Raw genomic sequence first — 26,554 nt, forward strand, 5'->3', positions numbered from 1 at the left:
TCTCGCTATCGGCGCAGCAGCACGCGCTTGATCTTGTTCGCCCCGGGGCGCAACCACGGGGCCGCGTCGACGACCCGACGGCCGAGGGGCGTCAGTGTGCGCTCGATGCGTGCGCCGAGTGAGCGCGGCGTCGAGCGGGGACGGAGTGCGGCGTCGTCGATGGCCGTCGGGCGATCCGGCGCGGGACGCGGAGGCGGGGTGCTCCGCTCCGCGAAGAAGACGAGCAGATCGAGCACCTTGCGTCCGTCGTCGATCGATGGCTCCGGCGACAGCTGCGCTGGAAGATCCCCGCGCAGCAGCCGCTCGTACAGCTCGGCGAAGTCGTGCGACGTCGCGACACCGGCGGCCTCGATCGAGGCGCGGGACATCGCCTCGTATCTCTGCGGATCGGACGCGATGTCGGCGATCGCATCGGCGAGGGCTTCAGGATTCTGCTGCGGGGTGCTGACGACACCCGCATTGCCGTTGGTGAGCGGAAGCCAGGGCAGGTCGTACATCGCGATCGGAAGACCCCGCGACTGCGCCTCGGGCAGGGTCAGCGGATAGCCCTCGATGATGCTCGTGTTCACGAACAGGTCGGACGAGTCGATCACTTCGAGGAGCTCGGCTCCGTGCCGAGGACCGATGGGCTCCACGCGCTCGGCGACACCGCGAGTCGCCGCGAGAGCCAGGAGACGGTCTGCGCTCATGTCGGCCCAGTCCGGTCCGACGATCCGCAGGCGGAAGTCGGTCCCCAGGCGCTGCAGCGCCGCAGCGACCTCGACGAGCTGTGTGACCTTCTTGGTGTGCTCTTCGAGTCGACCCCACCAGACGAGCTCCAGTCGACGGCCCCGCGGCGCCGGCTTCGCGCCGGGGGTGTCGCCCAGAGACAGGAGGAAGGGTGACGGAGGGTTCGGGATGTAGCTCACATGACCGACGCCCCGCAGCTTCCAGAACGCCACATCGAGCGGAGAGAGCACGACGAGGTGCGCGAGCGCCGGCATATGGGTCTGCAACAGCGTCTGCAGGTCGTTGCCGTTGTACGTGGGACGGCCGGCGAAATTGTGGATCCAGCCGATGGTCGACGCCCCTGCGGAGCGCGCCGCGAGAGCGTAGGACGGCCAGTCGCGCGAATAGAGGATGCGGTGATCGACGACCACGTCGACGCCGAAGCGACGGCAGAGCGCCGCCCACTGCGTCACGCGCTGACGCGCACTCACGCCCGTTAGCTGAACCAGCGTCGCGCCCTCAGGAACGAGCGCTTCCGCGCTGCCGGGGCGGTGCGTGGCGATCGTCACCCGATACCCGGCTGCGAGCAGGAACCGCGCCTGCGTGAGCAGAACGCCGGACACCCCGCCTGTTGTCAGCACGTTTGTCGTCAGCAGGATGCTGCGCACGGGACCGCTGCCGAGTTCGAGGCGTTCTCCGTGGGCGATGAGCGAGGGGATCGCAGCGGGGGCGAAGGCGACGGCGGCGGCGAGGAGGTCGAGAGCATCGGCGCATGCCCGGAGCCGCTCATGAGCGGGGCCCCGCATCTCGGTGGGCAGGGCGGCGACGACGTCGAGCGCCTCGGCGATCGCGGTGAGGCGGCCCGCGGTGTATCCCTCGAGCAGCGGCTCGGGATCCGCGCTGTGGCGCGACAGGTCACGGACGGTCGCCTCGATCGCCGTGAAGGCCTGGATGCGATGGATCGCACGTTCGAGGCGCTCGGCGTCGCCCGGGACGCGGCGGCGGCCGACCCCGTGCACGTACTCCACCGTGCGGACCGACGCGAGGGACGCGGCGTATGCGAAGGCGAGCAGCACGATCGCACGGTCATCGAGGAGCGGGCCGGAGTCGGCCGAGTGCACCTCGTAGGCTCGCCGCAGCAGAGGAGTCTGGAACAGATGACGCGTCACCGTCAGATCAGCGACGGTGTCTCGAGGGACGAGAGCCCGGAGGATGTCGGGACCGCGGAGAGGGCCCGTTTCTGCCGCGCGCTTCACGCCGTGGCGGCCTGTCGAGGTCGCTGCGCCGAATCCGACGAGCTGCGCCCGTGATTCCTCCGCACGGCGATGAAGGCGCGTCGCCGTGCCGCGTCGGACGGTGTCTCCGGGGTCGAGCAGCAGCACGAAGGGCGCACTGGCCGCGTCGACGCCCGCCCGACGCAGCTGCGCCCGGCTCGAACCCGAGGGCTGCGTGATCGCGACGACGCGCCGGTCGGACGACACGTCCGCCGCGGCGAGCCCCGTTCCGGTGGGAACGACGCACACGATCTCTATCCGAGCGAGGGATTGCGCCAGACACGACCGGAGGCTGAGCGTGACGGAGTCCGCGTCTGCGTCGGCAGGCACGATGAAGGAGACGAGGGGAGTCGAAGTCGTCGGCATGAGAGGGCGCGTCAGCGGGTCGCGGCTGCGGTGCGGTACACCGCGCCGTAGTGGGCGCTGATCAGGTTGGGCGCGCGCAGATCGAGGTTCGGCCTGCCGGTGGGGGGATCCGCTCGGAGAGCGGCGAGAGCTGTTTCGAGCGACTGCGCGGTCAACGGACCTGTGTGGCGCCGCACCCAGGTAGCGCCGACCTCCTCGGCCAGCAACCGTGTCTGCGGGGTGTCCTCGACGAGCACAGGTCGATCCAACGACAGAGCGAGCATGAGGATGCACTGTGCGTCATAGGTCTCGGGGGCGGTGACGAGGACGATCTCAGCCTGGCTCACCTCGGAGACGGATGCTGCATCCGAGAGCAGCTCGTCGCGCAGCGACACCGTCCCGATGAGATCCGCGAGGGCGCCCGCATAGAGGCGCTCGTGATCAGCGGGCGTCTTGCCCGCGATGCGCAGCGTCCACCCAGGCAGGTCGGCGACCCCGAACACCGTGGGGACCGTGCGGCACGTCGGATCCAGGGTGGTGAGCGCCGTGACCAGCACACGCCCTGTCACGGACTCATCCGAGGGGAAGCCCAGGAAGCGGTCACGAAGGTGGCTGTGGCCGACCACCTGTGTCTGCCGTCCGTCTGCGGCGATCATCGGGTGCAACGAGAGCACGGTCACTGCCGCGCCGTCGACGATCGCTTCCGCGCGCGAGGTCTCGTGACTCGCTTCCTCGCTGTGGGCCGTGCGGACGAGCGCGATACCTCGGCGCCGGAGGAACTTCGTGAAGCGCTTCGCACGGCGCATGCGACCACGCTCGTGAGTGCGACGATCGCCGAGGACGGTGGTGATGTCCGTCAGGTGGATCACGTCCACGCCATGCGCCCGGAATGGGTCGGTGCGGTACTCGAGGACGACGCCTTTCGGGGCCTTGCCCTCTGAATCGTCGCCGACGAGCTGATCGACGTAGGCCACGCGAAATCGAGGGGGACGCGAGGTGACGAGCACCGTCGGAACGGAAGCCTCGGTCGCGCCCGGTTCAGTCGCTGCTCCGGTCCTGGGGAGGGGCACGGAGAACACAGAGCCACCATATAGTGGGGTGCAGTGATTGTGAAACCAACCCAGCACGTCTTCGCCCAGCTCAGCGGGCAGGATGACAATCTCGGCGACTCCGCCCTGCGGCTCGCGTATCTCGATGCTCTACGAGGACCGCGGCGGCATGTGCACGTCTATCTCGGTGAGGCGACGAGCGACTTCGCCGCGGGTTTCGAGACCGCACCGGACGTCACCTATTACAGTGCGCGGGGGCAGTGGGCGGAGATCGAGTCAGCGACCCCTCGGCGGGTGCGAGCGTTCAACGCCGGTGAGATCAACCCGCGCACGGGCCACTTCCCCGATCCCGCGCACGCGGCCGAGTGCGCGCGCGTGCTCGACGCGGGCGGCGCGCTGATCTTCGCGGGCATCGGCATCAAGAACGTCGACAGGTTGCAGGGCGTCGCTTTCGACCCCGTCATGCGCGACGCCTCGGTGATGTCGTGGCGTGACCGAGGTTCTCGCGACGCCGCGGGATTCGGCGAGTTCGCCCCGGACTGGGCGTACTCGGAGGGGACAGCAGTCGACGAGTGGGCGCCTGCCGCGGATCGACGGCTCATCGCTGTGACGATGCGCTTCGACCGGGCGTGGCCGGGTGAGCAGTGGCTCGCGGACGTGCGCGCGTTCGCGGCTGCGACCCAGATGCGGATCGTCACCGTCGCGCAGGTGGCGCGTGACGCGCCCCGAGCGGTCCGGCTCGCGGAGGCGCTCGGCGGCGAATACGTGATGCCGTCGAGCATGAGACACGATGTGCTCGACGAGTACGTGCGCGGGGTGTACCGGCAGTCGCTCGCTGTCATCAGCGACCGCGCGCATGGGCTCATCATCGGCGCGACAGAGGGTGCGTATCCGATCGGTTCGGGCAGCGACCCCCACAAGATCTCCCGCCTGCTGGCCGCGGTGGGACTCGGCGACCTCGTCGGTCGGTACGAGCAGTTCGGCGACTTCGCGACGCGTTTCGAGTCCCGCCTGCCCTCGCTCGCGCCGGCGGTGCAGGCCGCCCGCGGGGAGATCGCGCTCCTGACCGCGCGGATCCACGCGGCGATGGACGCAGTGGCCTAGCGCCGACTCGAGCCTCAGCGCGCGCCGAGCCACCCCTTCGCACGGTACGCGAGCGGCTGCAGTCCGGGGATGCGTCGCAGGGTCGCGCGGCCGAGCGGCGCCGCCGACTGCCACGCGCGCTGGCCCCAGGTCGACGACGCGGCGGAGGTGACGGAGCGGCCCTCGGCGCGCTGCGCGAAGAACACCAGCAGGCCGAGCAGCTGCCGGGCGTCATCGAGCGTCGGCTCGGGCGAATACGTCGGCGGGAGCGTGCCGGTGACAAGTTCGCGATACAGCTGAGCGAAGTCGTCATCGAGAGCCCGGGACGCGGCGCCCGACGAAGCGAGCGACAGCTGGGCGTAGTGTTCCGGGTCGGCGAGCGTCTCGGCGAGCCGAGCGGCGAGACCGCGCGCATCTCCCTGTGGCACGGCGACGACACCCCGGTTGTTCTGCACGAGCGTCAGCCACGGGAGCTCGTACATGAACACCGGCAGCCCACGCGCCTGGGCCTCGGCGATCGTGAGCTGGTACCCCTCGATGATGCTCGTCGAGACGAAAGCATCCGCGGAGTCGATCGCGGCGACCAGGGCGGCCCCTCGCAGGGGCCCGACGGCGACGACGGCATCTCCGACACCGCGACGACGCGCGAGGGCATTCAGTCTCTTCGCGGTGACGTCATCCCAGTCGGGGCCGATGATCCGCAGTGAGAAGGGCACTCCCAGAGCACGCAGCTGCACGCCGACCTCGACGAGCTCGCGCACCTGCTTGGTCCGCTGCTCGAGTCGCCCCCACCACACCAGTTCGAGCCGGTCGGACGGCGGTGTCTTCGTCGACGGTCGAACCGGCGACTCGAGCATCAGCGGAGACGGGGGATTGGGCAGATAAGCCACATGATCGATGCCGCGCAGGCGGAAATAGGCGACATCGAGGGGTGACAGTGTGATGAGCTGGGCGAGCGCCGGACTGCAGCGTTCGATCAGGCTGAGCCGGTCGTTGCCGTCGTAGACGGGTCGCGCGACGAAGTTGTGCAGCCAGCCGATCGTCGCGGCTCCCTCGGCTCGCGCGACGAGCGCGAACTCGGGCCAGGTGTCGGTGTAGAGCAGTTGGTGGTCGATGACCACGTCGACCTCATGGGCGCGACAGATCTCGGCCCACTGCGCGAGCTGATCGGACAGCTGACGCGAGGTCAGCTCGACGAACGGGATGCCGGCGGGAAGAACGGTCGCGTCGCTGCCGCCGTTGCGTGCGACGACGGTCACGCGGTAGCCCGCGTCGTGCAGGTATCGCGCCTGCGAGGTGAGCACGGCCGAGACACCGCCGGTGCGCAGGGTCGACGTGACGAGCAGGATGCTGTGCGCGGGCCGGTCAGGCAGCCCCTGCCACGTCGTGTGGAATCGGAGAGCCCTGAGGGTCGCGGGGTAGAAACGCGCGGCGGCATGGATGATGTCCGCAGCGCTGGCGACCGTGTGCAGATGGGTGAGAGCGGTGTCGAGCATGCCGTCATCGCTGTGTTCGACCAACTGGAAGCAGACGTAGCCGATGATCGAGGAGCGCACCGACGCGTAGGTGTCTCGGATGAGGCTCGCATCCGTCCGATCGGCGGCGAGGGCATCGACAGCTGAACCGATCGCATCGACCGAGCGGATCGCCCCGGTGTAGAACTGGGCGCGTTCCAGGGTGTCGACCCGGTGCCCGCTGCCGCCGCGACCGAAGTGATAGCGGTAGAGCTTGTCGGGGACGGCCGCGTAGCTCGTGGCGAGCGCCGCCGCGAGGAAGAGGAGAGGCAGATCGTTGATGCGCGGCAGCACGAGGTCGTCGGGAACCAGAGAGTACGCCTCGCGCAGCACGCCGGTGCGGAAGAGGAACCGCCAGAGCTGGCCCTGGGCGGGTCTCCCCACGGGGAAGAGGGAGCGCAGCACCTCGTCGCCGGCGAGTGACTGCTGCGGCGGCTGGAGGCGCACCTCGTACGGGCTGCCGGTGCGGCCGTCGCGCTCGACCACCGTGACACCGAACCCGACGATGTCCGCATCGGTCGCCTCGGCCTTCGCGACAGCGATCGCGGCGGCATCCGGGACCAGCTCATCGTCGCCGTCGAGGAACATCACATGGTCGGCGCTCGCCGCGAGAACTCCCGTTCGGCGAGCCTGGAAGGCGGACAGGTTGCGTTCGTGGCGCACGACGCGGACGCGCGGGTCGCGTCGTCGGAACTGCTCGAGGACCTCGGCGGTGCCGTCGGTCGAGGCATCGTCGACACAGATGATCTCGATGTCGACGAGGCTCTGCGCGAGCGCGCTCTCGAGAGCCGTCGCGACAGTCGCGTCGTCATCCGAGACCGGCATGACGATGGAGAGCAGAGGGCGCGGTGTCATCGCGCACGAGTCTATCCGCGGGCCGGGATAGCCTGAGGGCATGAAGATCGCCATCGCCGGGACCGGATACGTCGGCCTGTCCAACGCCGTCATCCTCGCCCAGCACCACGAGGTGTTCGCCGTCGACATCGATCCGGCGAAGGTCGAGCTGCTCAGCCGCCGCATCTCGCCCATCGTCGACGTCGAGCTCGAGGACTATCTCGCCACGCATGAGCTGAACCTCACGGCGACGACCGACACGGACGCGGCCTACCGCGATGCCGACTTCGTCGTCGTGGCCACGCCGACGAACTACGACGAGGTCACCAACTACTTCGACACCTCGTCGGTCGAAAGCGTCATCGACACCGTGCTCGCCGTGAACCCTGACGCCGCGATCGTGATCAAGTCGACAGTGCCGGTGGGATTCACCGCCCGCATGAACGCGGCTCATCCGCAGGCGTCGATCGTCTTCTCGCCGGAGTTCCTGCGGGAGGGGCGTGCCTTGCACGACAACCTCTATCCGTCGCGCATCGTCGTCGGCGACCGCGGGCCTGTCGGAGAGGCCTTCGCCGCGCTTCTGCTCGAAGGTGCGATCGCCACCGATGTGCCGGTGCTGCTCACCGAGTCCACTGAGGCTGAGGCGATCAAGCTCTTCGCCAACACCTATTTGGCACTGCGTGTGGCGTACTTCAACGAGCTCGACACCTACGCGGTGGTGCACGGGCTCGACACGAAGCAGATCATCGAGGGCGTGGGACTCGACCCGCGAATCGGTTCGCACTACAACAACCCCTCCTTCGGCTACGGCGGGTACTGCCTGCCGAAGGACACCAAGCAGCTGCTGGCGAACTACTCGAAGGTGCCTCAGAACCTGATCGCGGCGATCGTCGATGCGAACAGCACCCGCAAGGACTTCGTCGCCACCGACATCCTCGCTCGCGAGCCGAAGACCGTCGGCGTCTACCGCCTCGTCATGAAGTCGGGATCGGACAACTTCCGCGCATCGTCGATCCAGGGCATCATGAAGCGCATCAAGGCGAAGGGCGTCGAGGTCGTCGTGTACGAGCCTTCGCTCGAGGAAGACGAGTTCTTCCATTCCGAGGTCGTGCGCGATCTCGACGAGTTCAAGTCCAGGGCCGACGTCATCATCGCCAACCGCTCCACCGATGCGCTCGACGACGTCGCCCACAAGATCTACACGCGCGACATCTACGGCCGCGACTGAGCGTCGCGTTCGAGGACTCTCTCGGGTGGTGAGGTAGCATGATCCGATATGTTGCCCCGGGTGCCGACTCGCTGCGCATCGGGGTAGAGAGGTAGAGGATTCCGAATGGGAGCGATGGCTGTGCCCGCGACCGCCGGTCTGACCGAGGTGGGAACCCGTCCTCGACTGCGTGACTATCTGGCGGAGACGTGGCGGCTTCGCGCCTTCGCCGTGCGGCTGGCAGGCAGCCGGCTGATCTCGGGTCTGCTGCCGAATCGCCTCGGTGTGCTGTGGATCGTCCTCAAACCGCTCTCGCTCGCAATCACGTATGGAGTGATCTTCCACTTCATCCTCTCGGGCGCCGCCCGCCCCGAGAACTTCGTGCAGTTCCTCATCGTCGGGGTCTTCGTCTTCGAGTTCTTCACGGGATGTTTCGGCAACGGCTCGAAGGCGATCACCAGCAACAGCAAACTCGTGCAGAGCTTCGGCTTCCCTCGAGTCCTGCTCCCGCTGTCCGTGATCGTCGAGCAGGCGATGAGGATGATCCCGGTCATCCTGCTGCTCGGCGTCCTTCTGCTCATCCTCGGCGAGCCGATCTCCTGGTCATGGTTGCTGATCATCCCGGTCATCGCGGTCATGGGCGTCTTCAACTTCGGGGTGGCTCTCGTCGTCGCTCGGATCTCGGTGCGCACGAGAGATGTACAGCAGCTGATCCCGATCGTGACTCGAGTGCTGTTCTACGCCAGTGGCATCTTCTTCGACGTTGACGGAGCGCTCGCCGACTACCCGACACTGCTCACGATCGTGCATCTCAACCCGATCTATGAGTTCATCGCCATCGCGCGCGATGTGCTGCTCGAGGGGTACACCGCTCCACTGCTCGCATGGATCGCCGCTCCGATCTGGGCGCTGGTGCTGCTCGTCGGCGGCGTGATCTACTTCTGGCAAGCCGAACCGAAATACGGCCTCAGTGACTGATCTCCTTCTCCCCGGACAGAAACCCGCGGTCGCCGATCAAGCGCCTCGCGCCATGATCGTGGCCGACGATGTGCACATCAACTACCGCGTCTACGCGTCGGGCAAGCGGATGACCACCCGCGAATCGATGTTCAGCCTGCGCTCGCTGAAAGGCGGACGAGACCTGCAGACCGTCCCCGCGCTGCGAGGAGTGAGCTTCACGGCCACAGAGGGCGAGTCGATCGGCGTCGTCGGGCACAACGGCTCGGGCAAGTCGACGCTCTTCCGGGCCATGACCGGCCTCATCCCGCCCTCGGAGGGGCGGATCTTCGCGCGCGAGCGTCCGGTGCTCCTCGGTGTGAACGCGGCACTCGTGCCCGAGCTCTCGGGCGAGAACAACATCCGCCTCGGTCTGTTGGCGATGGGCTTCACCCCTGAGGAAGCCGCGGAGCACGTCGACGAGATCGCCGACTTCGCAGAGCTCAACGACTTCATCTACCACCCCATGCGCACGTACTCCTCGGGTATGGCTGCGCGTTTGCGATTCGCGATCGCGTCGGCGAAGGCGCACTCGATCCTCCTGATCGACGAGGCTCTCGCCGTGGGCGACCGACGATTCCGGACCAAGAGCGAGAAGCGCATCAACGAGCTGCGCCAGAGCGCGGGTCTGGTGATGATCGTCAGTCACTCGGTCGGCTCGTTGAAGGAGACCTGCGAGCGCGTTCTCTGGGTGCACAAGGGCGAGCTGATCGCCGACGGACCCACCGACGACGTCATCGACGAGTACGTCGCGTGGACGAAGAATCCGGGAGCCAACGCGGTCGGCGCGGCTTCGGCGCCGAAGCCGGCGACGAAGAACGCTCCGATCGCCGTGGGTTTCGACGCCTCGTCCGTCGATCAGCAGACGGACTCTCGTTCGACGAGTGCAATGCCGGTTGCCGCGACACTCTCCTCCGGTGCCGGGGAGCCGCGTGCGCGTGCCCGCCGAGAGCGCCATCGTCGTCTCGAGAAGCGCACGAGGAAGCGCAGCGTGCTGCTGATGGTGCTCTCCGGCGTCGCCGTGCTGCTCGCGGTGGCCGCCGGTGCCATCATTGGCACGCTCAGCAGCGTGGCGGCCCCGGTCGATGCTGAGCCGTCGGCCCGTCCGACGCCCGAGCAGACCACCCCCGCGGCGGTTCCGGTGATCACGAGCTTCACCGCGAACACGGCCGCCGTCGAATGCGCCTCCGAAGAGGCCGACGACGGACAGGTGCTGCTGAGCTGGCAGATCGAGGACGCGGAGAGCGTCGCGATCGCGGCGGGAGAGACGCAGGTCGATGCGCTCGAACTGCCGATCGCCGCAGCCCTGCCCGGCAACCTCACCGACCGGGCCGTGCCCTTCTCCTGCGCGTCGGAGGCCGTGGTCTACACCGTGACCGCCGAGAACGAGGACGGCGTGCGAGTCAGCGCGCCCGTGACCGTCACGCGCGTGCTGCCGGAAGAACCGGAAGAGGAGAACACCACTCCGATCCGACGCCCGTCGCAGGCCCCCGCCCCGGAGCCCAGCGCCCCGGCTGAACCGGTCGCGCCCGTCGAGCCGGAGCCGCCGGTGGAGCAGCCCACCGAGCCGCCTCCCGGGGAGACGACGCCGCCGACCGAACCCGGAACCGACACGGGCTCGGAGCCCGGAACCGGAACGATCATCCCCTGAGCGACTGGATTTACCTCATGCGCCGCCTGGTTCCACTCTCGTCCAGAGCGCCCCGCGCAACCCGCACCTTCGTCTCTCTCACCGGGCCCGCCGGCAACATCGGCGATGCGCTGATCCGCCGGGAGACGCTGAGATGGGCATCGGGAACGAGCGACCAACTGGTCGCTTATGTCGGGGACGCTCCCGATGTCTGGCTGCGACAGCTGGATCTGCCGGGAGATGCCGTCGTGCTGCGCTCGAAGAAGTCGGTGCCGCGCTGGCTCTGGCTTCTCCTCATCGCGCCGCGTCGCCCCGTTCTGGTCTTCGAGGCTGGGGAGATCCCCCTCGATCGGGGCAACGAGCTCAGAGAACTGGTATTCCTGGCTGAGACGCTCATCGTCCGCCTCAAGGGAGGCGTCGTCATCCGGCCGCCGCGGGGAATCCGCGCGCCGTCATCGCCGTCTCTCGCCATCCATCGGGCGGCGGCCCGCCTGTCGCAGGTGGCACTGTGGCGCGACGAATCGACGCTCGCGATCGCGCGCTGCGGCACGCTCGCACCCGACATCGGATTCTCGGCCGGTGTGCGCGACGGACTCCCGTGGAGCGATCGCTCCGAGCTGCTGGTGAGCCTCCGCGGTGCTCGTCCACTGCCGGACGCCGCCTGGGTGGCTGCGGTGCGCGAGGCTGCCGAGCTCGCCGGTCTCTCGATCCGAACCGTGGTCCAGGTGCGTGAGGACGAGAGCAGAGCACGTGAGCTCGCACGCCTGCTCGGCGGCGAGTTCGAGGCCTGGGGCGACACCGATCCCGTCGTGCAGGAGGAACGACTTCGGCAGCGATACGACACTGCGCAGGTCGTGGTCAGCGACCGCATGCACGTGCTGGTGCTCGCCGCGCTGAGCGGGGCGATCCCCGTCGAGCTCGTGCCGAGCCCCACCCAGAAGATCGCGAAGGCCTTCGCGGCGATCGGTCTGCACGGCCTCTCCATCGACTCCGCCGGCGACCCGACCCGCCTGGGGGAGGCCCTCTGTCCGACTCCGGAACGCGCGGCAGAGGTCTCGGAACGAGTGCGCGTTGCGGCGGCGCATCTCGAGCGCGTTCAGCGGACGATCCGAGACGGCATCCGCAGGACGCGAGCATGACCGGCACCTCATCGCGCACCGGCACCCCGACCGGGCGGATCCTCTTCCTCTCGCACAGCCATCCGTTCGGGGTCTTCCGGGTCGGCAGCCACCACTACGCCCGAGTGCTGTCCGACCGCGGGGTCGATGTCGTCCACGTGAGCACTCCGATCTCCCTCGTGCATCGGCTGACCGGGCGGGTGAACTCGTCGCGCCTCACCGGCATCCCTCGCGGAGCCGAGCGAGACCGGGACGGCGTGCTGCAGATCGTCCCGCGCACCGTCCTGCCGAGGCCTCTGGCGGTGCCGACCGTCGCTCGGATGCTGCAACGCGAGGGAGTCGATGCGGCGTTCGATGCGGTGCTCATCGATCAGCCGCTGCTCTGGGACTCATCCGTACGGTCGCTCTCGAGCCGCGTGATCTATCGACCGACCGACCTCTACCCCGGCGGGGTGAAGCACGCCCTGCAGCGACGAATTCTCGACCATGCCGACGGTGTGATCGCCACCTCCGACGAAGTGCTGCGCGGGCTCGGCGACCTCCACGTGCCCTCGCTGATACTGGCCAACGGGGCGGAATCCGCTCGATTCGCACCGCCGCGCGCTGATGCGAGTCCCCGCGGCGCCCGCTGCGTGTATGTCGGAGCGCTCGACGGCCGATTCGATTGGGAGCGCATCGAGGGCTGGGCTCTGGCTCGGCCGGACGTCGAGTTCGTCATCGCGGGGCCCGATGCACGCCCGCCCCGAGCCCTGCCGGCGAATGTCGAGATCGTGGGGCCCGTTCCGTACGCCGACGTACCGAGCCTGCTGCACACGGCGCGCGTCGGTCTCCTCCCGCTCTCCGACAGCCCGCTCAACGCGGGGCGCAGCCCGATGAAGCTCTATGAGTACCTCGCAGCCGGGCTGGCAGTCCTGGCGCGCGAGACGCCCGGCATCGGCGCATCATCCGACCTCGGCATCGAGGTCTACACCGATGACCGAGACGCGGATGCTGCGCTCGAACGCGCGCTGGCGCACCCGTCGCCGAACCGTTCCGGTGGCGCCCTCGCATCGTCCGCGTCGTGGGAGCGCAAGACGGACTCGCTCGAGCAGTTCCTCCGGACGGTTCCGAGTCGCAGCGTCTAGTCAGTCGAGCATCCGGGTGATCGTCGCCGAGATGATCCCCGCGGTACGGTCCCAGTCATAGCCTTCGGGGGGATCGACCCGGCGTTCGTCGGACACGGCCTCCGTCAGGGCGCTGGCCCACTCGTGAGCGTCGTCGGCGGAGGCCACCGCACGACCGCGGTATCCCACGATCTCCGCGACTGCTTCGCATCCGGCCCAGTACACGACCGGCGTGCCGCAGCGGATCGATTCCAAGGCGGGCAGCCCGAACCCTTCGAGCGTCGAGGGCATCACGGTCGATGAGGCGCCGCGATAGAGGTCGGCGAGCTCCTCGTCACCGAGGTTGCTCACCCAGCGCACTCTGGCGTCGACGTGCCGTTGCGTCGCCCTGGCGGTCAGCTCCGCGACCTCGCGCTCAGGGACGACGGCAACGAGGCGCACGTCGCGTGCGGCGCTCAGAGCGTCGAGGACCACATCGAGATTCTTGTGTGCACGGCCGTTTCCGACGAACAGGATGTAGGGGTCGGACCGCTGCAGCGCGCCTTCTGGCGGACGGAAGGCCTCGGAGCATCCATTGCCCGCGTTGACGATCTCGACGTCGTCGTCGTCCACCCACGAGCGAATGGCTCTGGCGGACGTCTCGGACACGGTGAGCACGAGGCCGGCCCGGCGCACGACGGCACGTACCGGGCCTGAATAGTAGGCGGCGAACTTCCAGCGGTCGAGTCCCGGACTGCTCAGTTGGATGAGATCGTGCAGCGTGAGGAGCTGTCGTCTGCTGCGAAGGAGCGCGCCGTAGCCGGGGGAATAGACGAGAGCGTCGTGCGCCGCCGCCGGTCCCACCGAACGGAAGGCGTCGACCCCCGAGAACGGAGTGCCGCCCAGGCCAAGTGGTTCCCAGGGCAGGGTCAGCCGGGGGAGCACTTCCGAGGCGTATCGGCCGATGCCGTGCGTGCCGCGGTAGCGGTCGTCGACGAGGAGCGTCACGCGCTCCTCGTCTCAGGCAGGCGTGCGTCGTCGACCGATTCGGTCACCCATTCTCTGATGCGGTCGGCGAAGACCGCTTCCGAGAACCTCTGCGCCTGCGCACGACAGGCATCGGCTGACAGGCCGGCCACCACGTCGACCGCGCTGCGCAGCTCGTCGCGCGACCAGTGCTCGACGAACGCACCGGTGCTGCCCTCGACGATCGTCTCCGCGGTGCCGCCGACGGCCGCGGCGATCACCGGCTTGCCTGCCGCCATGGCCTCGACCGGGACGATGCCGAAGTCCTCCACCGCCGGGAACACGAGGGCGATGCACCTCTGCAGCAGAGCGCGATAGAGCTCCGCCCCCGGTGACGCGACGAAGAAGACACGACCGGGCGCGCGCTCTTCGGCGATCGAACGCAGGCGAGCCTCGTCCGATCCCGATCCTGCCAGCACGACGGGCACGTCGGCGGCGATCCCGGCCTCGATCACCAGATCCAGCCGCTTGTAGGGGATCAACCGTGAGAAGCCGAGAAGGAATGTCTCAGGCAGCGCCGCGAGGACGCGCTCATCGCGTTCGTCCGGCGCGGGCGGACGGGCGAAGCCTGCTACGTCGACGGGCGGGTGGATCACCGTGCTCTCGCGATGCCATGCCTGGGCTATGCGCCTCTGCACGAACACGCTGTTGGCGGCGATCGCCACCGGTTCCTGAGCGCGCTTGCGATCGACCCCCTTGAGCACTTTCGCCGCGGCTCGGGCAGCGAGCGTGTCGCCGCGCAGATCGAGCTCGGGGTTCCAGATGTATCGCGCCGGAGTGTGCGCGTACACGAGCTTCGGAGCATCCCGCGCAGAGCCCGCGAACCTCGCATGGTGCGCGAAGAGATGCGAACTCGTGAGGATCCAGTCGGCATCCACGCGCGGGAGGGCCCGCCAGGCGAGAGGCATCAGCGGGACGGCTGCGGCCTTGTGTCCGCGCAGCGGCGTGCGAGCGAGCCAGGTCTCGCCGTCGACGACGAATCGGCCGTCGCTCTCGTTCCACAGGCAATACCGCGCGGCGTCCGGGAACACCTCGTTCAGCGCCTCGAAGACGTTCTCGGAGCCGCCCCGCGGTGCGAGCCATTCGTGCACCAGCACTCCGCTCACCGCGCCGCCCTCGCCCCAGGGTGCACAGCGGCGCGGAGTCTCGATGAAGCCTCGGCACGCATGCGTCGAGTCTAGGGAAGTTCCGCGTGCGGGGCCGCGACGGCTGTCAGGTTCGTCCAGACTCGACCCGATATGTTGGGAGCATATACCCGGGGGAAGGACATGATGGCTCTGCGCGCGACGAAAAAGACGATCATCATCGCGAGCGCGGTCGCCGTGCTCCTTGTCGGAGGAGGCGCCGCGACGGCGATGGTGATCGCCGGACAGCAGCCTCAGCCGCAGGCAGAGTCATCGCCCGAAGCCTCTCCGACACCGGTCGTGACCGATCCGCCGGCCGAGGTGCCCGTCACGAATGTCGCGCGTGCGTCGATCGACGGGTGGACCCTCGCCGACCGCACCGTGGTCGGCACCGTGCTCCCCGAAGTCGGAGACGCGGCGCAGGGAGCCGCCTCGCTGCGAGTGGACGCCCCAGCCGACGACCCCGACATCGTCGCCGCGTCCGCGCCGGTCGCGCTCGCTCCTGACACCGAGTACACCCTGAGCGTCGCCGTGCGCGTGCTAGCGGACGACGAGGTCGAGACCGGTGTCCGCCTGAACGCGGCGGGACAGAGCTTCGAACTGCCCGAGCTCGATGCGGAATGGCAGACCATCGAATTCCCCTTCACGACAGCGGCGGATCAGGCCGCGACCTCGTCGGTCGACGTGGTTCTCTCCGGTGCTGTGCGAGGGTTCGGCATCGACGACGTGTCGATCACTGCGGACGGCGGAGACAACCTCGTGCCGAATGGCTCTTTCGAGGCGGTGCAGACCCCCGCCGGCATCGTGAACGACTCGCTCGTCATGACCGGCCAGTCCGCGCTGCTCGCCGTCTCGCTCCCCGAGGGGGCCGTGCAGTGGAGCGCGACCTCGACAGCCGGCGGCGATCCGATCACCGGCGAGTCCTCGTCGAGCGGGCCGCTGTCGGCGCTGCCGCTGACGGGGGTGCCGCAGGGCCACTACACGGTTGCCGTGAAGGACTCCTCGGGACGCCAGATCCAGACCGACGTCGCCGTGATCGACGCCGAGGGCTTCACCGTGGCGCAGGACGGCCGATTCGGAGTGGGCTCCCACGTCGAGAAGGAGGCGTTCCTCGGCACCGGGTCGCTCGCGGCTGCCCTCGGCTTCGCCGAGGTGCGCAACGACATCTCGTGGGAGCGGAACGAGAAGGTCGCAGGCCAGTACGTCTGGGACGAGAACTACGTGCGCGAGTTCGAGCGCATGCACGCCAACGACGTGAAGCTGCTGGGTCTCGTCGTCTACGGCAACCGGCTCTACGGCGCGAGGAAGGCGCCGGGCAATGAGGCGGCGATCCAGGCGTACGGCGCCTATGCGAAGGCCGTCGCAGACAGGTTCGACCTCGTCGGGCTCGAGGTGCTCAACGAGTTCAACCACCGCGAGAACGACACGGCCTGCGGACCCGCCCCCGCGTGCTACGTACCGATCGCGCAGTCCGTCCGCGATCAGGTCAGCACGGCATACCCCGAGCTCCCGATCGTCACAGGATCCACGGCCCTCTACGACAGCGAGTGGTTCCGCGGGTTCTGGCAGGCGGGCGGGATGGCCGTGACCGATGCTGCGAGTTACCACCCGTACGAGTCGTGGATCGACCGCGATGCCGATCTGATCGCCGGCACCGTGCAGCAGTCGTACGCCGACATGCAGGAGGTCGCGGGGGAGACTCGGCCGGTGTGGGTCACGGAGATGGGCTTCCCGACGCACTACGACGGTGTCTCCGCGCTCGAGCAGGGCCAGATGATGGTCCGCAACCAGGCGCTGGCCTTCGCGAACGGCGTCGAGAAGTACTTCTGGTACGACCTCGTGAACGACACGCCCGATCCCGCAGCGGGCGAGGCGAACTTCGGACTCTACGAGAACGCCCCGCGCGAGAACGTGGTCGCTCTCGCACCGAAGGCGGGTGGCTTCGCCCAGGCTCTGATGATCACTCAGCTGCGCGACAAGGCGTACACGACCGATGAATCGGACGATTCGACCACGGTCGAGGTCTTCGGATCGGGAGATGACGAGACCCGCATCGCCTGGTCGGCGCAGGGCGATGTCGAGCGCACCTTCGCGTCGGACGTGCCTCTGACCGTCACGGACATGACCGGCCTGACCCGTTCGGTCGAGCCGGAGGACGGCGAGGTCACGGTGACTCTCGGCGCCTCTCCCGTCTTCATCTCCTCGGCGTCGGCCTCGGCGTCGGCGGAGTAGGTGCGCTCGTGTTGACTCCAGCCGCCGCCGATATACTCCAGCAGATCCGCCCAGCACGAAAGGTTCGCCGTCCATGAGCGCAGGTCGTCAGGATGCGCAGAGCATCGACGAACAGAAAACGGGCCGTCAGAGCCGACGGCGCCGCGTCTGGGTGATCGTCGCTCTCGTCGTCATCGCGTTCCTCCTCGCGGTGTGCTGGGTCGGACTCCGGGCGATCACCGTGAAGGACGGACTCATCAGGAGTCAGGAGCTCATCGGGCAGATCCAAGACGGCGGCGCGGACGTCGACGCCGTGCTCCCGGAATTGGCCGAGAGCGCGGCAAGTGCGGGCGCAGCGGCATCCGATCCGGTGTGGTGGCTCATGGAGTGGATCCCCGCTGCGGGCGACAACCTCAAGGGAGTACGTCTCGCCGCGCAGTCGCTCGACGCGCTCGTCAACGGCGTCGCCCTGCCTGTGATGGGGGACGAGGATTCCACCGGATCGATCACCGAACGGCTGCTGCACGCGACAGACGATCAGGCGCAGCGCATCACCGAACTCGCAGAGGGGCTGGACTCCGTCTCACAGTCCCCCTTCCTCGTGTCGATGGTGCGCAACGGAGTCGAAGAGGTCGACGAGGTGATGTCGGCGGCCGCACCGGTGATCGCCGTCCTCCCTGACATGCTCGGGGGCGACGGCGAGCGCAACTACCTCCTCGTCTTCCAGAACAACGCCGAGACCCTCGCCCTCGGCGGCAGCGCTGCGGCGCAGACGCTCGTTCGCGTCGACGAGGGAAAGATCTCCATCGGCGCGCAGGGCGACAGCGGCAACTATCAGAACGGCGTCGCCGTCGACGTCGATGTGCCGCAGAGCGCCATCGACCTCTACACGAGTTACCTGGTCGACCACATCAACACGAGCATGAGCCGTCCCGACTTCCCGACGGCGGCGAAGATCATGCGGGCATGGTGGCAGCGCGACATCGCCGACGATGAGATCGCCGGCGTCGTCTCGATCGACCCTCTCGCTCTCTCCCGGATCCTGAAGGCGACCGGTCCCATCGAGCTGGCCTCCGGCGAGACGCTCGCCGAGGACAACGCCGTGTCGCTGCTGCTCAGCGAGGTCTACGGTCGCTGGGACTCCTACAAGGAACCGGACCTCGTCGATGGATTCTTCGCCGACACCGCTGCCGCGGTCTTCGACGCGGTCGCCACCGGCGACTTCGATCTGAAGGACATGCTGTGGGCGATCAACGAGAGCGCCTCGCAGGGCAGCGTTCTCGCCTGGAGCGACGACGAGCAGGTCGCCGACGCCATCGAAGGCGCTCGGATCAGCGGCGTGCTTCCGACGGAGAACTCCGACACGACCACTGTGGGCATCTACTTCAACAACAGCAACGGATCGAAGATCGACTACTTCACCGAGACCGCGACGACGGCCACGGCGACCTGCGAAGCGGATACCGCGACGTTCACCGCCACAGCCTCTCTCACGCTGCCCCTGACGCAGAGGCAGGCCGAGGCGCTGCCCCGCTATGTGCAGAGCATGACCTTCGGCGCGCGCTTCCGGGATTGGATCTACATCTACGGCCCTCCGGGGACCACGCTGGCGGACGCGACGGTGAACGGCGACGAGGTGTCGGTGATGCATCGCGACATCGACGATCTCGGTCGACCCGTCGTCGCATTCGAGGCATGGTTCGACCCGGGTGATTCGGTCGATGTCGCAGCGACGTTCGTCGGGCCGGACGGCGACTACGGGCCGCTCAAGGTGCAGACCAATCCCATGGTCCGAGGAGAGAAGCCCGTCGTCACAGACGGCTGTGCAGGCTGATCCGGTCTCCGTCGCGGAGCGCACGCAGACCGATATACTTGCTCGGGTCTGACGTCAGCGCAGTCCAGGGGGTGAGGATCGTCGTCGATCAACTCGACCGCGGTGTCTCCGGCCCCGTGCAGGCGACCAGCAGCACAGCCTCGGTCCGCGTGAAGAAGCCGCGGCGGGCAGCCTGGACCCGCCTCTACGCGAGTCGGCTCTTCTACAACGACGTCATCGTCGTGCTGCTCGCGCTGATCATCTCGGCGATCATCGTGCTCCCCGGGCTCTTGACGGGCGTCTCCTGGCCGGGAGGCCCGCGAGTGTCGTACCTCCTGGTGCTGGCAGTGATCGGCATCCTCTGGCTGATCGCGCTCGACGTCGCCGATTCCCGTGATCGCCACACGGTCGGGCACGGAGCCGACGAGTACCGTCGCATCGTCAACGCGTCGATCGGTGCCTTCGCCGTCACGGTGGCGATCGCCTTCTTCCTCGGGATGGAGCTGTCGCGGGCGCTCGTCGCGATCGTCTTCCCGCTCGGTCTGGTGCTCCTCCTGCTGTCGCGCTGGATGTGCCGGCAGTGGCTGCGTGGACGGCAGAAGACGGGCCAGTACCTGCACAGGGCGGTGGTGATCGGAGAACCGTCCAAGGTCGCCCTGGTCGCTCGGGAGATCCGGCGCGCCAAGAGCAGCGGATACGAGATCGTCGGCGTGATCACCGAGCGCACCTCCGCGGACGACATCTCGGGCTTCGAGGTGCTCGGCGACATCGCGCACGTCGAGAAGGTGCTCGACGAGGTGCGCTTCGACGCCCTGATCATCGTAGGTTCCGACGACCTCGATCCGCTCACGATGCGTCGCCTCGGGTACTCGGTGTCAGACCGCGACATCCAGCTCATCATGGCCCCCGTGCTCACGGACATCGCCGGGCCGCGCATGCACGCGACCCCCGTCGCCGGTCTGCCCCTCGTGCATGTCGACTTCCCCCGCATGGAGGGAGCGAAGCGATTCCTCAAGCGTGCCTTCGACATCGTCGGATCCTCGCTGCTGCTCGTCATCCTGTCGCCGGTCTTCCTCATCGCGGCCATCGCGATCCGCATCGACGGACCCGGGAGCATCTTCTTCCACCAGGAGCGGATCGGCCGGGGAGGTCGCACCTTCGGGATGCTCAAGTTCCGATCGATGGTGGCCGACGCCGACGATCAGCTGGCGACCCTGCTCGATCTGCAGGGCGACGCCGGGACGCCGCTGTTCAAGATCAACGACGACCCGCGCATCACCAGGGTGGGACGTTTCTTCCGCAGACACTCCATCGACGAGCTGCCCCAGCTGGTCAACGTGTTCTTCGGGCACATGAGCCTCGTGGGCCCCCGCCCTCAGCGCGCCTCGGAGGTGGAGCTCTACGATGACTTCGCGCATCGCCGCCTGCTCGTCAAACCCGGCATGAGCGGGTTGTGGCAGGTGAGCGGACGCTCGTCGCTGTCGTGGGAGGAGACCATCCGCCTCGACCTGTACTACGTCGAGAACTGGTCGCTCATGCAGGACCTCATCATCCTGTTCCGCACGGTCCGCACTGTGGTCGCCCCCGGCGCGACGGCGCACTGACGTCCCATCGACGACATTCGCCGCGACTGTCCGAGTCGTATCCCGGGCTCGGCCGTATCGCTCGGTACATTCAGAATCATGAGATCCCCCCTTGTCTGGCGTGTCGCCGCGAGTGCTCTGGCTGTCATCCTGGTCGGCGGCGCCTCGGGCTGTGCCGCGCTGCCAGGCGCGTCGAGCCCGGCGCCCACCTCCACCGCCACGACGGTGCCCGACGCCACCCCGTCGGCCACGAGCGAGCCCACTGAATCGCCGAGGACTCCCGAGCCGAGCGCCACCCCCGACGGCTTCGGCGGGTTCGCCGGCGCTGAACTGGCGCAGATCTGCATCGACGCGACCCTCTCGGCCTTTCCCGCCGATGTCGCGTTCGCGATCGAGGACACCCGCATCGAGCAGCGACTGGTGTCGCCCGAATGGCTCGTGCTGGTGCCCGCGCAGGCTGCGGGCATGGAAGCGCAGGCCCAGTGCACGATCGGCGGCTCGCGCACCGCGCCCGAGCTCGGCATGTCGTCGGCATCGCTCGAGCCTCTGCCCGAAGAGCAGATCGAGAACCTGATCCGCGGCGAGAACGAAGGCGGCGATCGCTAGTGTGCGACGCGGGGGATGCCGAGCCCTCGACCAGCCCGCCAGCACAGCCGATCTTCTCCCGGCGCGTGATGCTCATGGCTGCGGGCACGGCGATCGGTGCGTCCGCCATCGGCTGGGATCTGTTCTCCCCGGGGCTCAGCGCGACCGCGGCGGGAACCTACCTCCGGCCCTGCGGCGATGTCCGCATCTCGAGCTCCTGGCAGGGACATAAGAACCGGAATCCGCCATCGGGCGAGCCGGGGACCGACTACGCGGTGATCACCGGCACGGAGATCCGGGCGGCTGCCAATGGGGTCATCGTCGATCGGAAGGATTCCACGACGACGGCGACCGGACGCTATCTGGCGCTCCGAGCGGATGACGGCAACTACATCCGCTATCTCCACCTGCAGTCGAGCGCGGTTCCCTTGGGAGCACGTGTCGCACGCGGACAGGTGATCGCATACTCGGGCGCGTCCGGTTTCGGCAGCGACGCCGGTTACGGCCCCCACGTCCACGTCTCCCTCTGGATCGGCGGCACGCCGTCCCAGCTGGGATTCACCAACTCGGTCGACTTCGAGAACTACGTCGAAACCGGGCCCTACCAGCCCCCAGCGGAGGATCCTGTGCCCACCCATAAGTCATCCACACTGTCATGGAACGCTGTCCTGCCCGAGGGAGCGTGGGCTCGTATCCCCGTGGCTCCCGGGGCATTCTGGCTGGCCGAGAGCAGCGCGACCATCAAGGAGACGGGAGACCTGTCGCTGTATCTCGCGGCGACCGGGGTCACCAAAGGATTCCAGGTGCGCGTCGTGGCGCAGACGTTGAACACGAGCGGAGCCGTCGTGAGCACGACACCTCAGCCGATGCTCGAGGTCCCGGCGACGAAGGCGACCGCAGCGGACTCCTTGACATACGGTCTCTACACGCTGCCCTACTTCCTATCCGGGCCGTTGCGGCTGTACGCCGACATCCGCGCACTCAATTCCGGTATCAGGGTGCAGCAGGTCGTGTTCAAGAAGAACTATTGGCAGTCCTAGGGCGGACACCCTCGCCGGCGACGACCTCGCCGCGCGGATGTCTTCCGCCGACAACCCGATGCATGCAGAATGAACGTGCGTCGGGGACCCGACGCACTGATCGCACACAAGGGGGACTGCATGGGTATCGATGACACCGTCAACAAGGGCAAGGATCTGTACGAGCAGAACAAGGACAAGATCGCCGAGGCGGTGAAGAGCGAGCAGGCCGAGGACATCAGCGACAAGGTGCTCGACGGCGTCGCCGACTTCGCCAAGAAGCTCGCACCCGGCGCGGCTGACAAGATCGACGAGATCCGCGACAGCGCTGACAAGGCCGTCGGCAACGAGTGAGCCCGAGCCGCTGAGCTCCGGAGCGGCGATTCCTCCATCGGGGGAGTCGCCGCTCTTCTGCGTCCGCCACGAAGTATTCCGCCCGTCGGTATCGCGTTTCGTCGCGGCGTCCGCGTAGAATGGGTGTCGATCGCCTGGGGAACTTGCGATCAGGGATGTCGAAGGGGTTCGACCTCCCGAATTCACGCGGTTCGCCGCGTCAAACTGGGGATAACGATTTTGGGGATCATCGTGCGACGCGCGCACTCTGTGCGCTCAGACGTCTTCCCGCCCGCGCGGCGGTCTCTTCGCCGCGCCCTCGGTCGAGGAACCCGGCGTCCCTTCACGCCGGAGTCCTCGCGTTCGGTGTGCCCCCTCGCACTGAACGCCCTCCCCAAGCGGGGCGAGGCATGGGGATGCCTCGCCCCGCTCTCCTCAGCGCGCTGAGGGGTCGTCGGCGGCGTCGATCAGAGGCGCCGATCCGACGGCTGGGGTGCGCACTCAGGGGATGCTCAGCGACTGCGACACGCCCGGGTTTGCGTAAGTGAAATCGGCCGTGGCAGAATAGACAGGTTCGACATTCCGGCGCGCTCAGCGTCAGCCGGATCACCATCACGACAGTGCATAGGCGGCGCAGACGCGCAGGGACCTAGGCCGCGGGTGGCAGAACGATCCCGACATCTTCATCACGAGGGCTTCGCCGTGCGCGGCGGAGGTCGGACATCCGCTCGCCGAGGCGTGCGGGATGACAGCAGAACAGTGGTGCAGCAGATCGACTCGCGAGAGCCGTTCGAGTGCCGAGGCGCGAACAGCGCCGACGTGCGTCCAATGCCCCTGGGTCACCCGGCCCAGGTCGGTAAGACGCTTAAAGAGAGAGAGCAGACAATGGCGGGACAGAAGATCCGCATTCGCCTGAAGTCGTATGACCACGAGGTCATCGACACGTCCGCACGCAAGATCGTCGACACCGTGACCCGTGCGGGCGCAACAGTCGTCGGCCCCGTGCCCCTTCCGACCGAGAAGAACGTCGTGTGCGTCATCCGGTCGCCCCACAAGTACAAGGACAGCCGCGAGCACTTCGAGATGCGCACCCACAAGCGTCTGATCGACATCGTCGACCCGACGCCGAAGGCTGTCGACTCGCTGATGCGTCTCGACCTGCCTGCCGATGTCAACATCGAGATCAAGCTCTGAGGTCGGACATGGTTGACATCAACTCCAAGATTTCCAAGGGCATGCTCGGCACCAAGCTCGGCATGACCCAGGTGTGGAACGAGAACGGCAAGCTCGTTCCCGTCACCGTCATCGAGCTCGCCTCGAACGTGGTCACGCAGATCCGTACCCCCGAGAAGGACGGCTACAACGCCGTGCAGATCGCGTACGGCCAGATCGACCCGCGCAAGGTGAACAAGCCGCTGACCGCCCACTTCGAGGCCGCCGGCGTCACGCCGCGTCGTCACGTCACCGAGATCCGCACCGCGGATGCCGCTGACTACTCGCTGGGCCAGGAGCTCACGGTCGACGGCACGTTCGAAGCCGGTCAGCTCGTCGACGTCGTCGGCACGAGCAAGGGCAAGGGCTTCGCCGGTGTCATGAAGCGTCACAACTTCAAGGGCGTCTCGGCTTCGCACGGTTCGCACCGCAACCACCGCAAGCCCGGCTCCATCGGCGCATCGTCGACCCCGAGCCGCGTCTTCAAGGGCATGCGCATGGCCGGCCGTATGGGTGGCGAGCGCGTGACCGTCCTCAACCTCACGGTGCACGCCGTCGACATCGAGAAGGGTCTGCTGCTCGTCAAGGGCGCCGTCCCCGGTGCTCGTGGTCGCATCGTCTACGTCCGCAACGCAGTGAAGGGTGCCTGATCATGGCTGACTCCACTCTCGCGCTTGACGTCCTCAAGGCAGACGGCAAGAAGGCTGGCTCGATCGAGCTTCCCGCCGAACTGTTCGACGCCAAGACGAACATCCCGCTCATCCACCAGGTCGTCGTCGCGCAGCTCGCGGCGGCTCGCCAGGGAACCCACTCGACCAAGCGTCGCGGTGAGGTCTCGGGTGCAGGCCGCAAGCCCTTCAAGCAGAAGGGCACGGGTAACGCCCGTCAGGGCTCGATCCGCGCGCCGCACATGACCGGTGGTGGAATCGTGCACGGCCCCAAGCCGCGCGACTACTCGCAGCGCACCCCCAAGAAGATGATCGCCGCAGCCCTCCGTGGTGCACTCAGCGATCGCTTCCGCGGGGACCGTCTGCACGTGATCGACACGTTCGGCACCGATGGCGCCCCCTCGACGAAGGCAGCCGTGAGCTTCCTCTCGCAGGTCGCCACGTCGAAGAACGTCCTGGTCGTCATCGTGCGCAACGACGAGCTCGCGCTCAAGAGCATCCGCAACCTCAGCAACGTTCACGTTCTGACGTTCGACCAGCTCAACGCCTACGACGTTCTCGTCTCCGACGACATCGTCTTCACCCAGGCCGCGATCGAGGGCTTCATCGCCTCGAAGTCCGGCGCCAACCAGGAGGTCTCCGCATGAGCGAGCAGGCATCTGTTCTCCAGACGGCCCTGAACAAGGACCCGCGCGACGTCATCCTGAAGCCGGTCGTGTCCGAGAAGAGCTACGGTCTCATCGACGAGGGTAAGTACACCTTCCTCGTGGACCCGCGCGCTTCGAAGACCGAGATCAAGCTCGCCATCGAGAAGATCTTCGGCGTCAAGGTCGCAGGGGTCAACACCCTCAACCGCGTCGGCAAGGCTCGTCGCACCCGCTTCGGCACCGGCAAGCGCAAGGACACCAAGCGCGCCATCGTGACCCTGAAGTCGGGCACCATCGACATCTTCACGGCAATCGGCTGATCCGGGGGATAAGGACAATAATGGCTATTCGCAAGTACAAGCCCACGACCCCGGGCCGTCGCGGCTCGTCGGTGGCTGACTTCGCCGAGATCACCCGATCGACGCCGGAGAAGTCGCTGCTGCGCCCGCTCTCGAAGACCGGTGGTCGCAACAACCAGGGCCGCATCACGACCCGTCACATCGGTGGTGGCCACAAGCGCCAGTACCGTGTCATCGACTTCCGTCGCAATGACAAGGACGGCGTCGACGCCCGCGTCGCTCACATCGAGTACGACCCCAACCGCACGGCACGCATCGCGCTGCTGCACTACTTCGACGGTGAGAAGCGCTACATCCTCGCGCCGGCGAAGCTGAAGCAGGGCGACGTCGTCGAGTCGGGTGCTGGTGCCGACATCAAGCCGGGCAACAACCTCCCGCTGAAGAACATCCCGACGGGTACCGTCATCCACGCGATCGAGCTCCGTCCCGGTGGCGGCGCGAAGATGGCACGTTCGGCCGGTGCATCCGTCCGTCTCGTGGCCAAGGATGGCAACTTCGCCCAGCTGCGTCTGCCCTCGGGCGAGATCCGCAACGTCGATGCGCGCTGCCGCGCGACCATCGGCGAGGTCGGCAACGCCGAGCAGTCGAACATCAACTGGGGCAAGGCCGGCCGCATGCGCTGGAAGGGCGTCCGCCCGACCGTCCGTGGTGTCGCGATGAACCCGGTCGACCACCCGCACGGTGGTGGTGAGGGCAAGACGTCCGGTGGACGTCACCCCGTCTCCCCGTGGGGCCAGGCTGAGGGTCGCACCCGTCACGCCAACAAGGAAAGCGACAAGTACATCGTGCGTCGTCGTAACGCCGGCAAGAAGCGTAAGTAGGAGTAAGAGAAGATGCCTCGCAGTCTTAAGAAGGGCCCCTTCGTCGACGATCACCTGCTTCGCAAGGTGGTCGTGCAGAACGAAGCCGGCACCAAGAACGTCATCAAGACCTGGTCTCGCCGGTCCATGATCATCCCGGCCATGCTGGGTCACACGATCGCGGTCCACGACGGTCGCAAGCACATCCCCGTGTTTGTGTCCGAGACCATGGTCGGCCACAAACTGGGCGAGTTCGCGCCCACCCGCACCTTCCGCGGCCACGAGAAGGACGACAAGAAGGGCCGCCGCCGCTGACGCGGTGGCGATAGAGGAG

23 protein-coding genes are annotated in these 26,554 nt (G+C 67.6%); 18 read left to right on the forward strand and 5 right to left on the reverse strand.

The window, feature by feature from the left end; all coding sequences use genetic code 11:
• Positions 1–5: 5 nt before the first annotated feature.
• The gene (locus ACZZZQ_RS12095; protein ID WP_463507656.1) at positions 6–2,348 is read right to left on the reverse strand and encodes a glycosyltransferase; all 2,343 of its coding nucleotides are present in this window, start codon (positions 2,346–2,348) and stop codon (positions 6–8) included.
• A gap of 11 nt (positions 2,349–2,359) precedes the next feature.
• Positions 2,360–3,301: a hypothetical protein gene (locus tag ACZZZQ_RS12100; RefSeq protein ID WP_463507657.1), complete on the reverse strand. Its 942-nt coding sequence runs from the start codon at positions 3,299–3,301 to the stop codon at positions 2,360–2,362.
• A 129-nt stretch (positions 3,302–3,430) separates the two neighbouring features.
• Between ACZZZQ_RS12100 and ACZZZQ_RS12105 the strand changes: the two genes are divergently transcribed.
• Positions 3,431–4,480, forward strand: coding sequence for a hypothetical protein (locus ACZZZQ_RS12105; RefSeq protein ID WP_463507658.1), 1,050 nt, complete (start codon positions 3,431–3,433; stop codon positions 4,478–4,480).
• Between the two features lie 14 nt (positions 4,481–4,494).
• On the opposite strand, the gene ACZZZQ_RS12110 is transcribed toward ACZZZQ_RS12105, so the two are convergent.
• Complete coding sequence (locus ACZZZQ_RS12110) at positions 4,495–6,828, reverse strand: glycosyltransferase (RefSeq protein ID WP_463507659.1); 2,334 nt, start codon at positions 6,826–6,828, stop codon at positions 4,495–4,497.
• Between the two features lie 40 nt (positions 6,829–6,868).
• Here ACZZZQ_RS12110 and ACZZZQ_RS12115 point away from each other — a divergent pair, with 40 nt between their 5' ends.
• The 5 genes from ACZZZQ_RS12115 to ACZZZQ_RS12135 all read left to right on the forward strand — a co-directional run bounded on the left by ACZZZQ_RS12115 (position 6,869) and on the right by ACZZZQ_RS12135 (position 12,882).
• Positions 6,869–8,035 (forward strand): nucleotide sugar dehydrogenase, encoded by a 1,167-nt coding sequence (locus tag ACZZZQ_RS12115; RefSeq protein WP_463507660.1) that lies wholly within the window; start codon positions 6,869–6,871, stop codon positions 8,033–8,035.
• A gap of 105 nt (positions 8,036–8,140) precedes the next feature.
• Positions 8,141–8,992: an ABC transporter permease gene (locus tag ACZZZQ_RS12120; RefSeq protein WP_463507661.1), complete on the forward strand. Its 852-nt coding sequence runs from the start codon at positions 8,141–8,143 to the stop codon at positions 8,990–8,992.
• A 52-nt stretch (positions 8,993–9,044) separates the two neighbouring features.
• Positions 9,045–10,661, forward strand: coding sequence for an ABC transporter ATP-binding protein (locus tag ACZZZQ_RS12125; protein WP_463507662.1), 1,617 nt, complete (start codon positions 9,045–9,047; stop codon positions 10,659–10,661).
• Between the two features lie 17 nt (positions 10,662–10,678).
• Entirely contained in the window at positions 10,679–11,779 is a 1,101-nt protein-coding gene (locus tag ACZZZQ_RS12130; protein WP_463507663.1) for a hypothetical protein, read from the forward strand.
• Positions 11,776–12,882, forward strand: coding sequence for a glycosyltransferase family protein (locus ACZZZQ_RS12135; RefSeq protein ID WP_463507664.1), 1,107 nt, complete (start codon positions 11,776–11,778; stop codon positions 12,880–12,882). Before ACZZZQ_RS12130 ends, ACZZZQ_RS12135 begins: the two co-directional genes overlap by 4 nt.
• On the opposite strand, the gene ACZZZQ_RS12140 is transcribed toward ACZZZQ_RS12135, so the two are convergent.
• On the reverse strand, positions 12,883–13,848 hold the full coding sequence (locus ACZZZQ_RS12140) for a glycosyltransferase family 4 protein (RefSeq protein WP_320490341.1): 966 nt from the start codon (positions 13,846–13,848) through the stop codon (positions 12,883–12,885).
• Entirely contained in the window at positions 13,845–14,972 is a 1,128-nt protein-coding gene (locus ACZZZQ_RS12145; protein WP_463507665.1) for a glycosyltransferase, read from the reverse strand. Before ACZZZQ_RS12145 ends, ACZZZQ_RS12140 begins: the two co-directional genes overlap by 4 nt.
• A 162-nt stretch (positions 14,973–15,134) precedes the next feature.
• Between ACZZZQ_RS12145 and ACZZZQ_RS12150 the strand changes: the two genes are divergently transcribed.
• The 12 genes from ACZZZQ_RS12150 to rpsS all read left to right on the forward strand — a co-directional run bounded on the left by ACZZZQ_RS12150 (position 15,135) and on the right by rpsS (position 26,535).
• Positions 15,135–17,222 carry a glycosyl hydrolase gene (locus ACZZZQ_RS12150; RefSeq protein ID WP_463507666.1) on the forward strand — a complete coding sequence of 696 codons (2,088 nt, stop codon included), beginning with the start codon at positions 15,135–15,137 and terminating at the stop codon, positions 17,220–17,222.
• Between the two features lie 73 nt (positions 17,223–17,295).
• On the forward strand, positions 17,296–19,035 hold the full coding sequence (locus ACZZZQ_RS12155; protein ID WP_463507667.1) for a DUF4012 domain-containing protein: 1,740 nt from the start codon (positions 17,296–17,298) through the stop codon (positions 19,033–19,035).
• A 38-nt stretch (positions 19,036–19,073) separates the two neighbouring features.
• On the forward strand, positions 19,074–20,618 hold the full coding sequence (locus ACZZZQ_RS12160; protein WP_463507668.1) for a sugar transferase: 1,545 nt from the start codon (positions 19,074–19,076) through the stop codon (positions 20,616–20,618).
• Between the two features lie 78 nt (positions 20,619–20,696).
• Positions 20,697–21,203, forward strand: a complete 507-nt coding sequence (locus tag ACZZZQ_RS12165) for a hypothetical protein (protein WP_463507669.1) — start codon at positions 20,697–20,699, stop codon at positions 21,201–21,203.
• Between the two features lie 74 nt (positions 21,204–21,277).
• Positions 21,278–22,222: a M23 family metallopeptidase gene (locus ACZZZQ_RS12170; RefSeq protein WP_463507670.1), complete on the forward strand. Its 945-nt coding sequence runs from the start codon at positions 21,278–21,280 to the stop codon at positions 22,220–22,222.
• Between the two features lie 120 nt (positions 22,223–22,342).
• Positions 22,343–22,555, forward strand: a complete 213-nt coding sequence (locus ACZZZQ_RS12175; protein ID WP_363361418.1) for a hypothetical protein — start codon at positions 22,343–22,345, stop codon at positions 22,553–22,555.
• An 864-nt stretch (positions 22,556–23,419) separates the two neighbouring features.
• Positions 23,420–23,728: a 30S ribosomal protein S10 gene (gene rpsJ, locus ACZZZQ_RS12180; RefSeq protein WP_017201594.1), complete on the forward strand. Its 309-nt coding sequence runs from the start codon at positions 23,420–23,422 to the stop codon at positions 23,726–23,728.
• Positions 23,729–23,736: 8 nt separating this feature from the next.
• Entirely contained in the window at positions 23,737–24,396 is a 660-nt protein-coding gene (rplC, locus tag ACZZZQ_RS12185) for a 50S ribosomal protein L3 (RefSeq protein WP_053097486.1), read from the forward strand.
• A 2-nt stretch (positions 24,397–24,398) separates the two neighbouring features.
• Complete coding sequence (rplD, locus tag ACZZZQ_RS12190; protein WP_053097485.1) at positions 24,399–25,061, forward strand: 50S ribosomal protein L4; 663 nt, start codon at positions 24,399–24,401, stop codon at positions 25,059–25,061.
• A complete protein-coding gene (gene rplW, locus ACZZZQ_RS12195) occupies positions 25,058–25,381 on the forward strand; it encodes a 50S ribosomal protein L23 (RefSeq protein WP_053097484.1) in 324 nt (107 codons plus the stop codon). The genes rplD and rplW overlap by 4 nt, the downstream gene beginning before the upstream one ends.
• Before the next feature lie 20 nt (positions 25,382–25,401).
• Complete coding sequence (gene rplB, locus ACZZZQ_RS12200; RefSeq protein ID WP_053097483.1) at positions 25,402–26,241, forward strand: 50S ribosomal protein L2; 840 nt, start codon at positions 25,402–25,404, stop codon at positions 26,239–26,241.
• Between the two features lie 12 nt (positions 26,242–26,253).
• Positions 26,254–26,535 (forward strand): 30S ribosomal protein S19, encoded by a 282-nt coding sequence (gene rpsS / locus ACZZZQ_RS12205; RefSeq protein ID WP_017829205.1) that lies wholly within the window; start codon positions 26,254–26,256, stop codon positions 26,533–26,535.
• Positions 26,536–26,554: the final 19 nt, after the last annotated feature.

This window comes from Microbacterium sp. AC132 (assembly GCF_979258525.1).

What these genes read in the sequence shown, in the direction of transcription:
- ACZZZQ_RS12095 (WP_463507656.1), bottom strand. Translation starts at nt 2,348, where the DNA reads ATGCCGACGACTTCGACTCCCCTCGTCTCCTTCATCGTGCCTGCCGAC.
- ACZZZQ_RS12110 (WP_463507659.1), bottom strand. Translation starts at nt 6,828, where the DNA reads ATGACACCGCGCCCTCTGCTCTCCATCGTCATGCCGGTCTCGGATGAC.
- ACZZZQ_RS12115 (WP_463507660.1), top strand. Translation starts at nt 6,869, where the DNA reads ATGAAGATCGCCATCGCCGGGACCGGATACGTCGGCCTGTCCAACGCC.
- ACZZZQ_RS12120 (WP_463507661.1), top strand. Translation starts at nt 8,141, where the DNA reads ATGGGAGCGATGGCTGTGCCCGCGACCGCCGGTCTGACCGAGGTGGGA.
- ACZZZQ_RS12125 (WP_463507662.1), top strand. Translation starts at nt 9,045, where the DNA reads ATGATCGTGGCCGACGATGTGCACATCAACTACCGCGTCTACGCGTCG.
- ACZZZQ_RS12130 (WP_463507663.1), top strand. Translation starts at nt 10,679, where the DNA reads ATGCGCCGCCTGGTTCCACTCTCGTCCAGAGCGCCCCGCGCAACCCGC.
- ACZZZQ_RS12135 (WP_463507664.1), top strand. Translation starts at nt 11,776, where the DNA reads ATGACCGGCACCTCATCGCGCACCGGCACCCCGACCGGGCGGATCCTC.
- ACZZZQ_RS12150 (WP_463507666.1), top strand. Translation starts at nt 15,135, where the DNA reads ATGATGGCTCTGCGCGCGACGAAAAAGACGATCATCATCGCGAGCGCG.
- ACZZZQ_RS12155 (WP_463507667.1), top strand. Translation starts at nt 17,296, where the DNA reads ATGAGCGCAGGTCGTCAGGATGCGCAGAGCATCGACGAACAGAAAACG.
- ACZZZQ_RS12165 (WP_463507669.1), top strand. Translation starts at nt 20,697, where the DNA reads ATGAGATCCCCCCTTGTCTGGCGTGTCGCCGCGAGTGCTCTGGCTGTC.
- ACZZZQ_RS12170 (WP_463507670.1), top strand. Translation starts at nt 21,278, where the DNA reads ATGGCTGCGGGCACGGCGATCGGTGCGTCCGCCATCGGCTGGGATCTG.
- ACZZZQ_RS12175 (WP_363361418.1), top strand. Translation starts at nt 22,343, where the DNA reads ATGGGTATCGATGACACCGTCAACAAGGGCAAGGATCTGTACGAGCAG.
- rpsJ (WP_017201594.1), top strand. Translation starts at nt 23,420, where the DNA reads ATGGCGGGACAGAAGATCCGCATTCGCCTGAAGTCGTATGACCACGAG.
- rplC (WP_053097486.1), top strand. Translation starts at nt 23,737, where the DNA reads ATGGTTGACATCAACTCCAAGATTTCCAAGGGCATGCTCGGCACCAAG.
- rplD (WP_053097485.1), top strand. Translation starts at nt 24,399, where the DNA reads ATGGCTGACTCCACTCTCGCGCTTGACGTCCTCAAGGCAGACGGCAAG.
- rplW (WP_053097484.1), top strand. Translation starts at nt 25,058, where the DNA reads ATGAGCGAGCAGGCATCTGTTCTCCAGACGGCCCTGAACAAGGACCCG.
- rplB (WP_053097483.1), top strand. Translation starts at nt 25,402, where the DNA reads ATGGCTATTCGCAAGTACAAGCCCACGACCCCGGGCCGTCGCGGCTCG.
- rpsS (WP_017829205.1), top strand. Translation starts at nt 26,254, where the DNA reads ATGCCTCGCAGTCTTAAGAAGGGCCCCTTCGTCGACGATCACCTGCTT.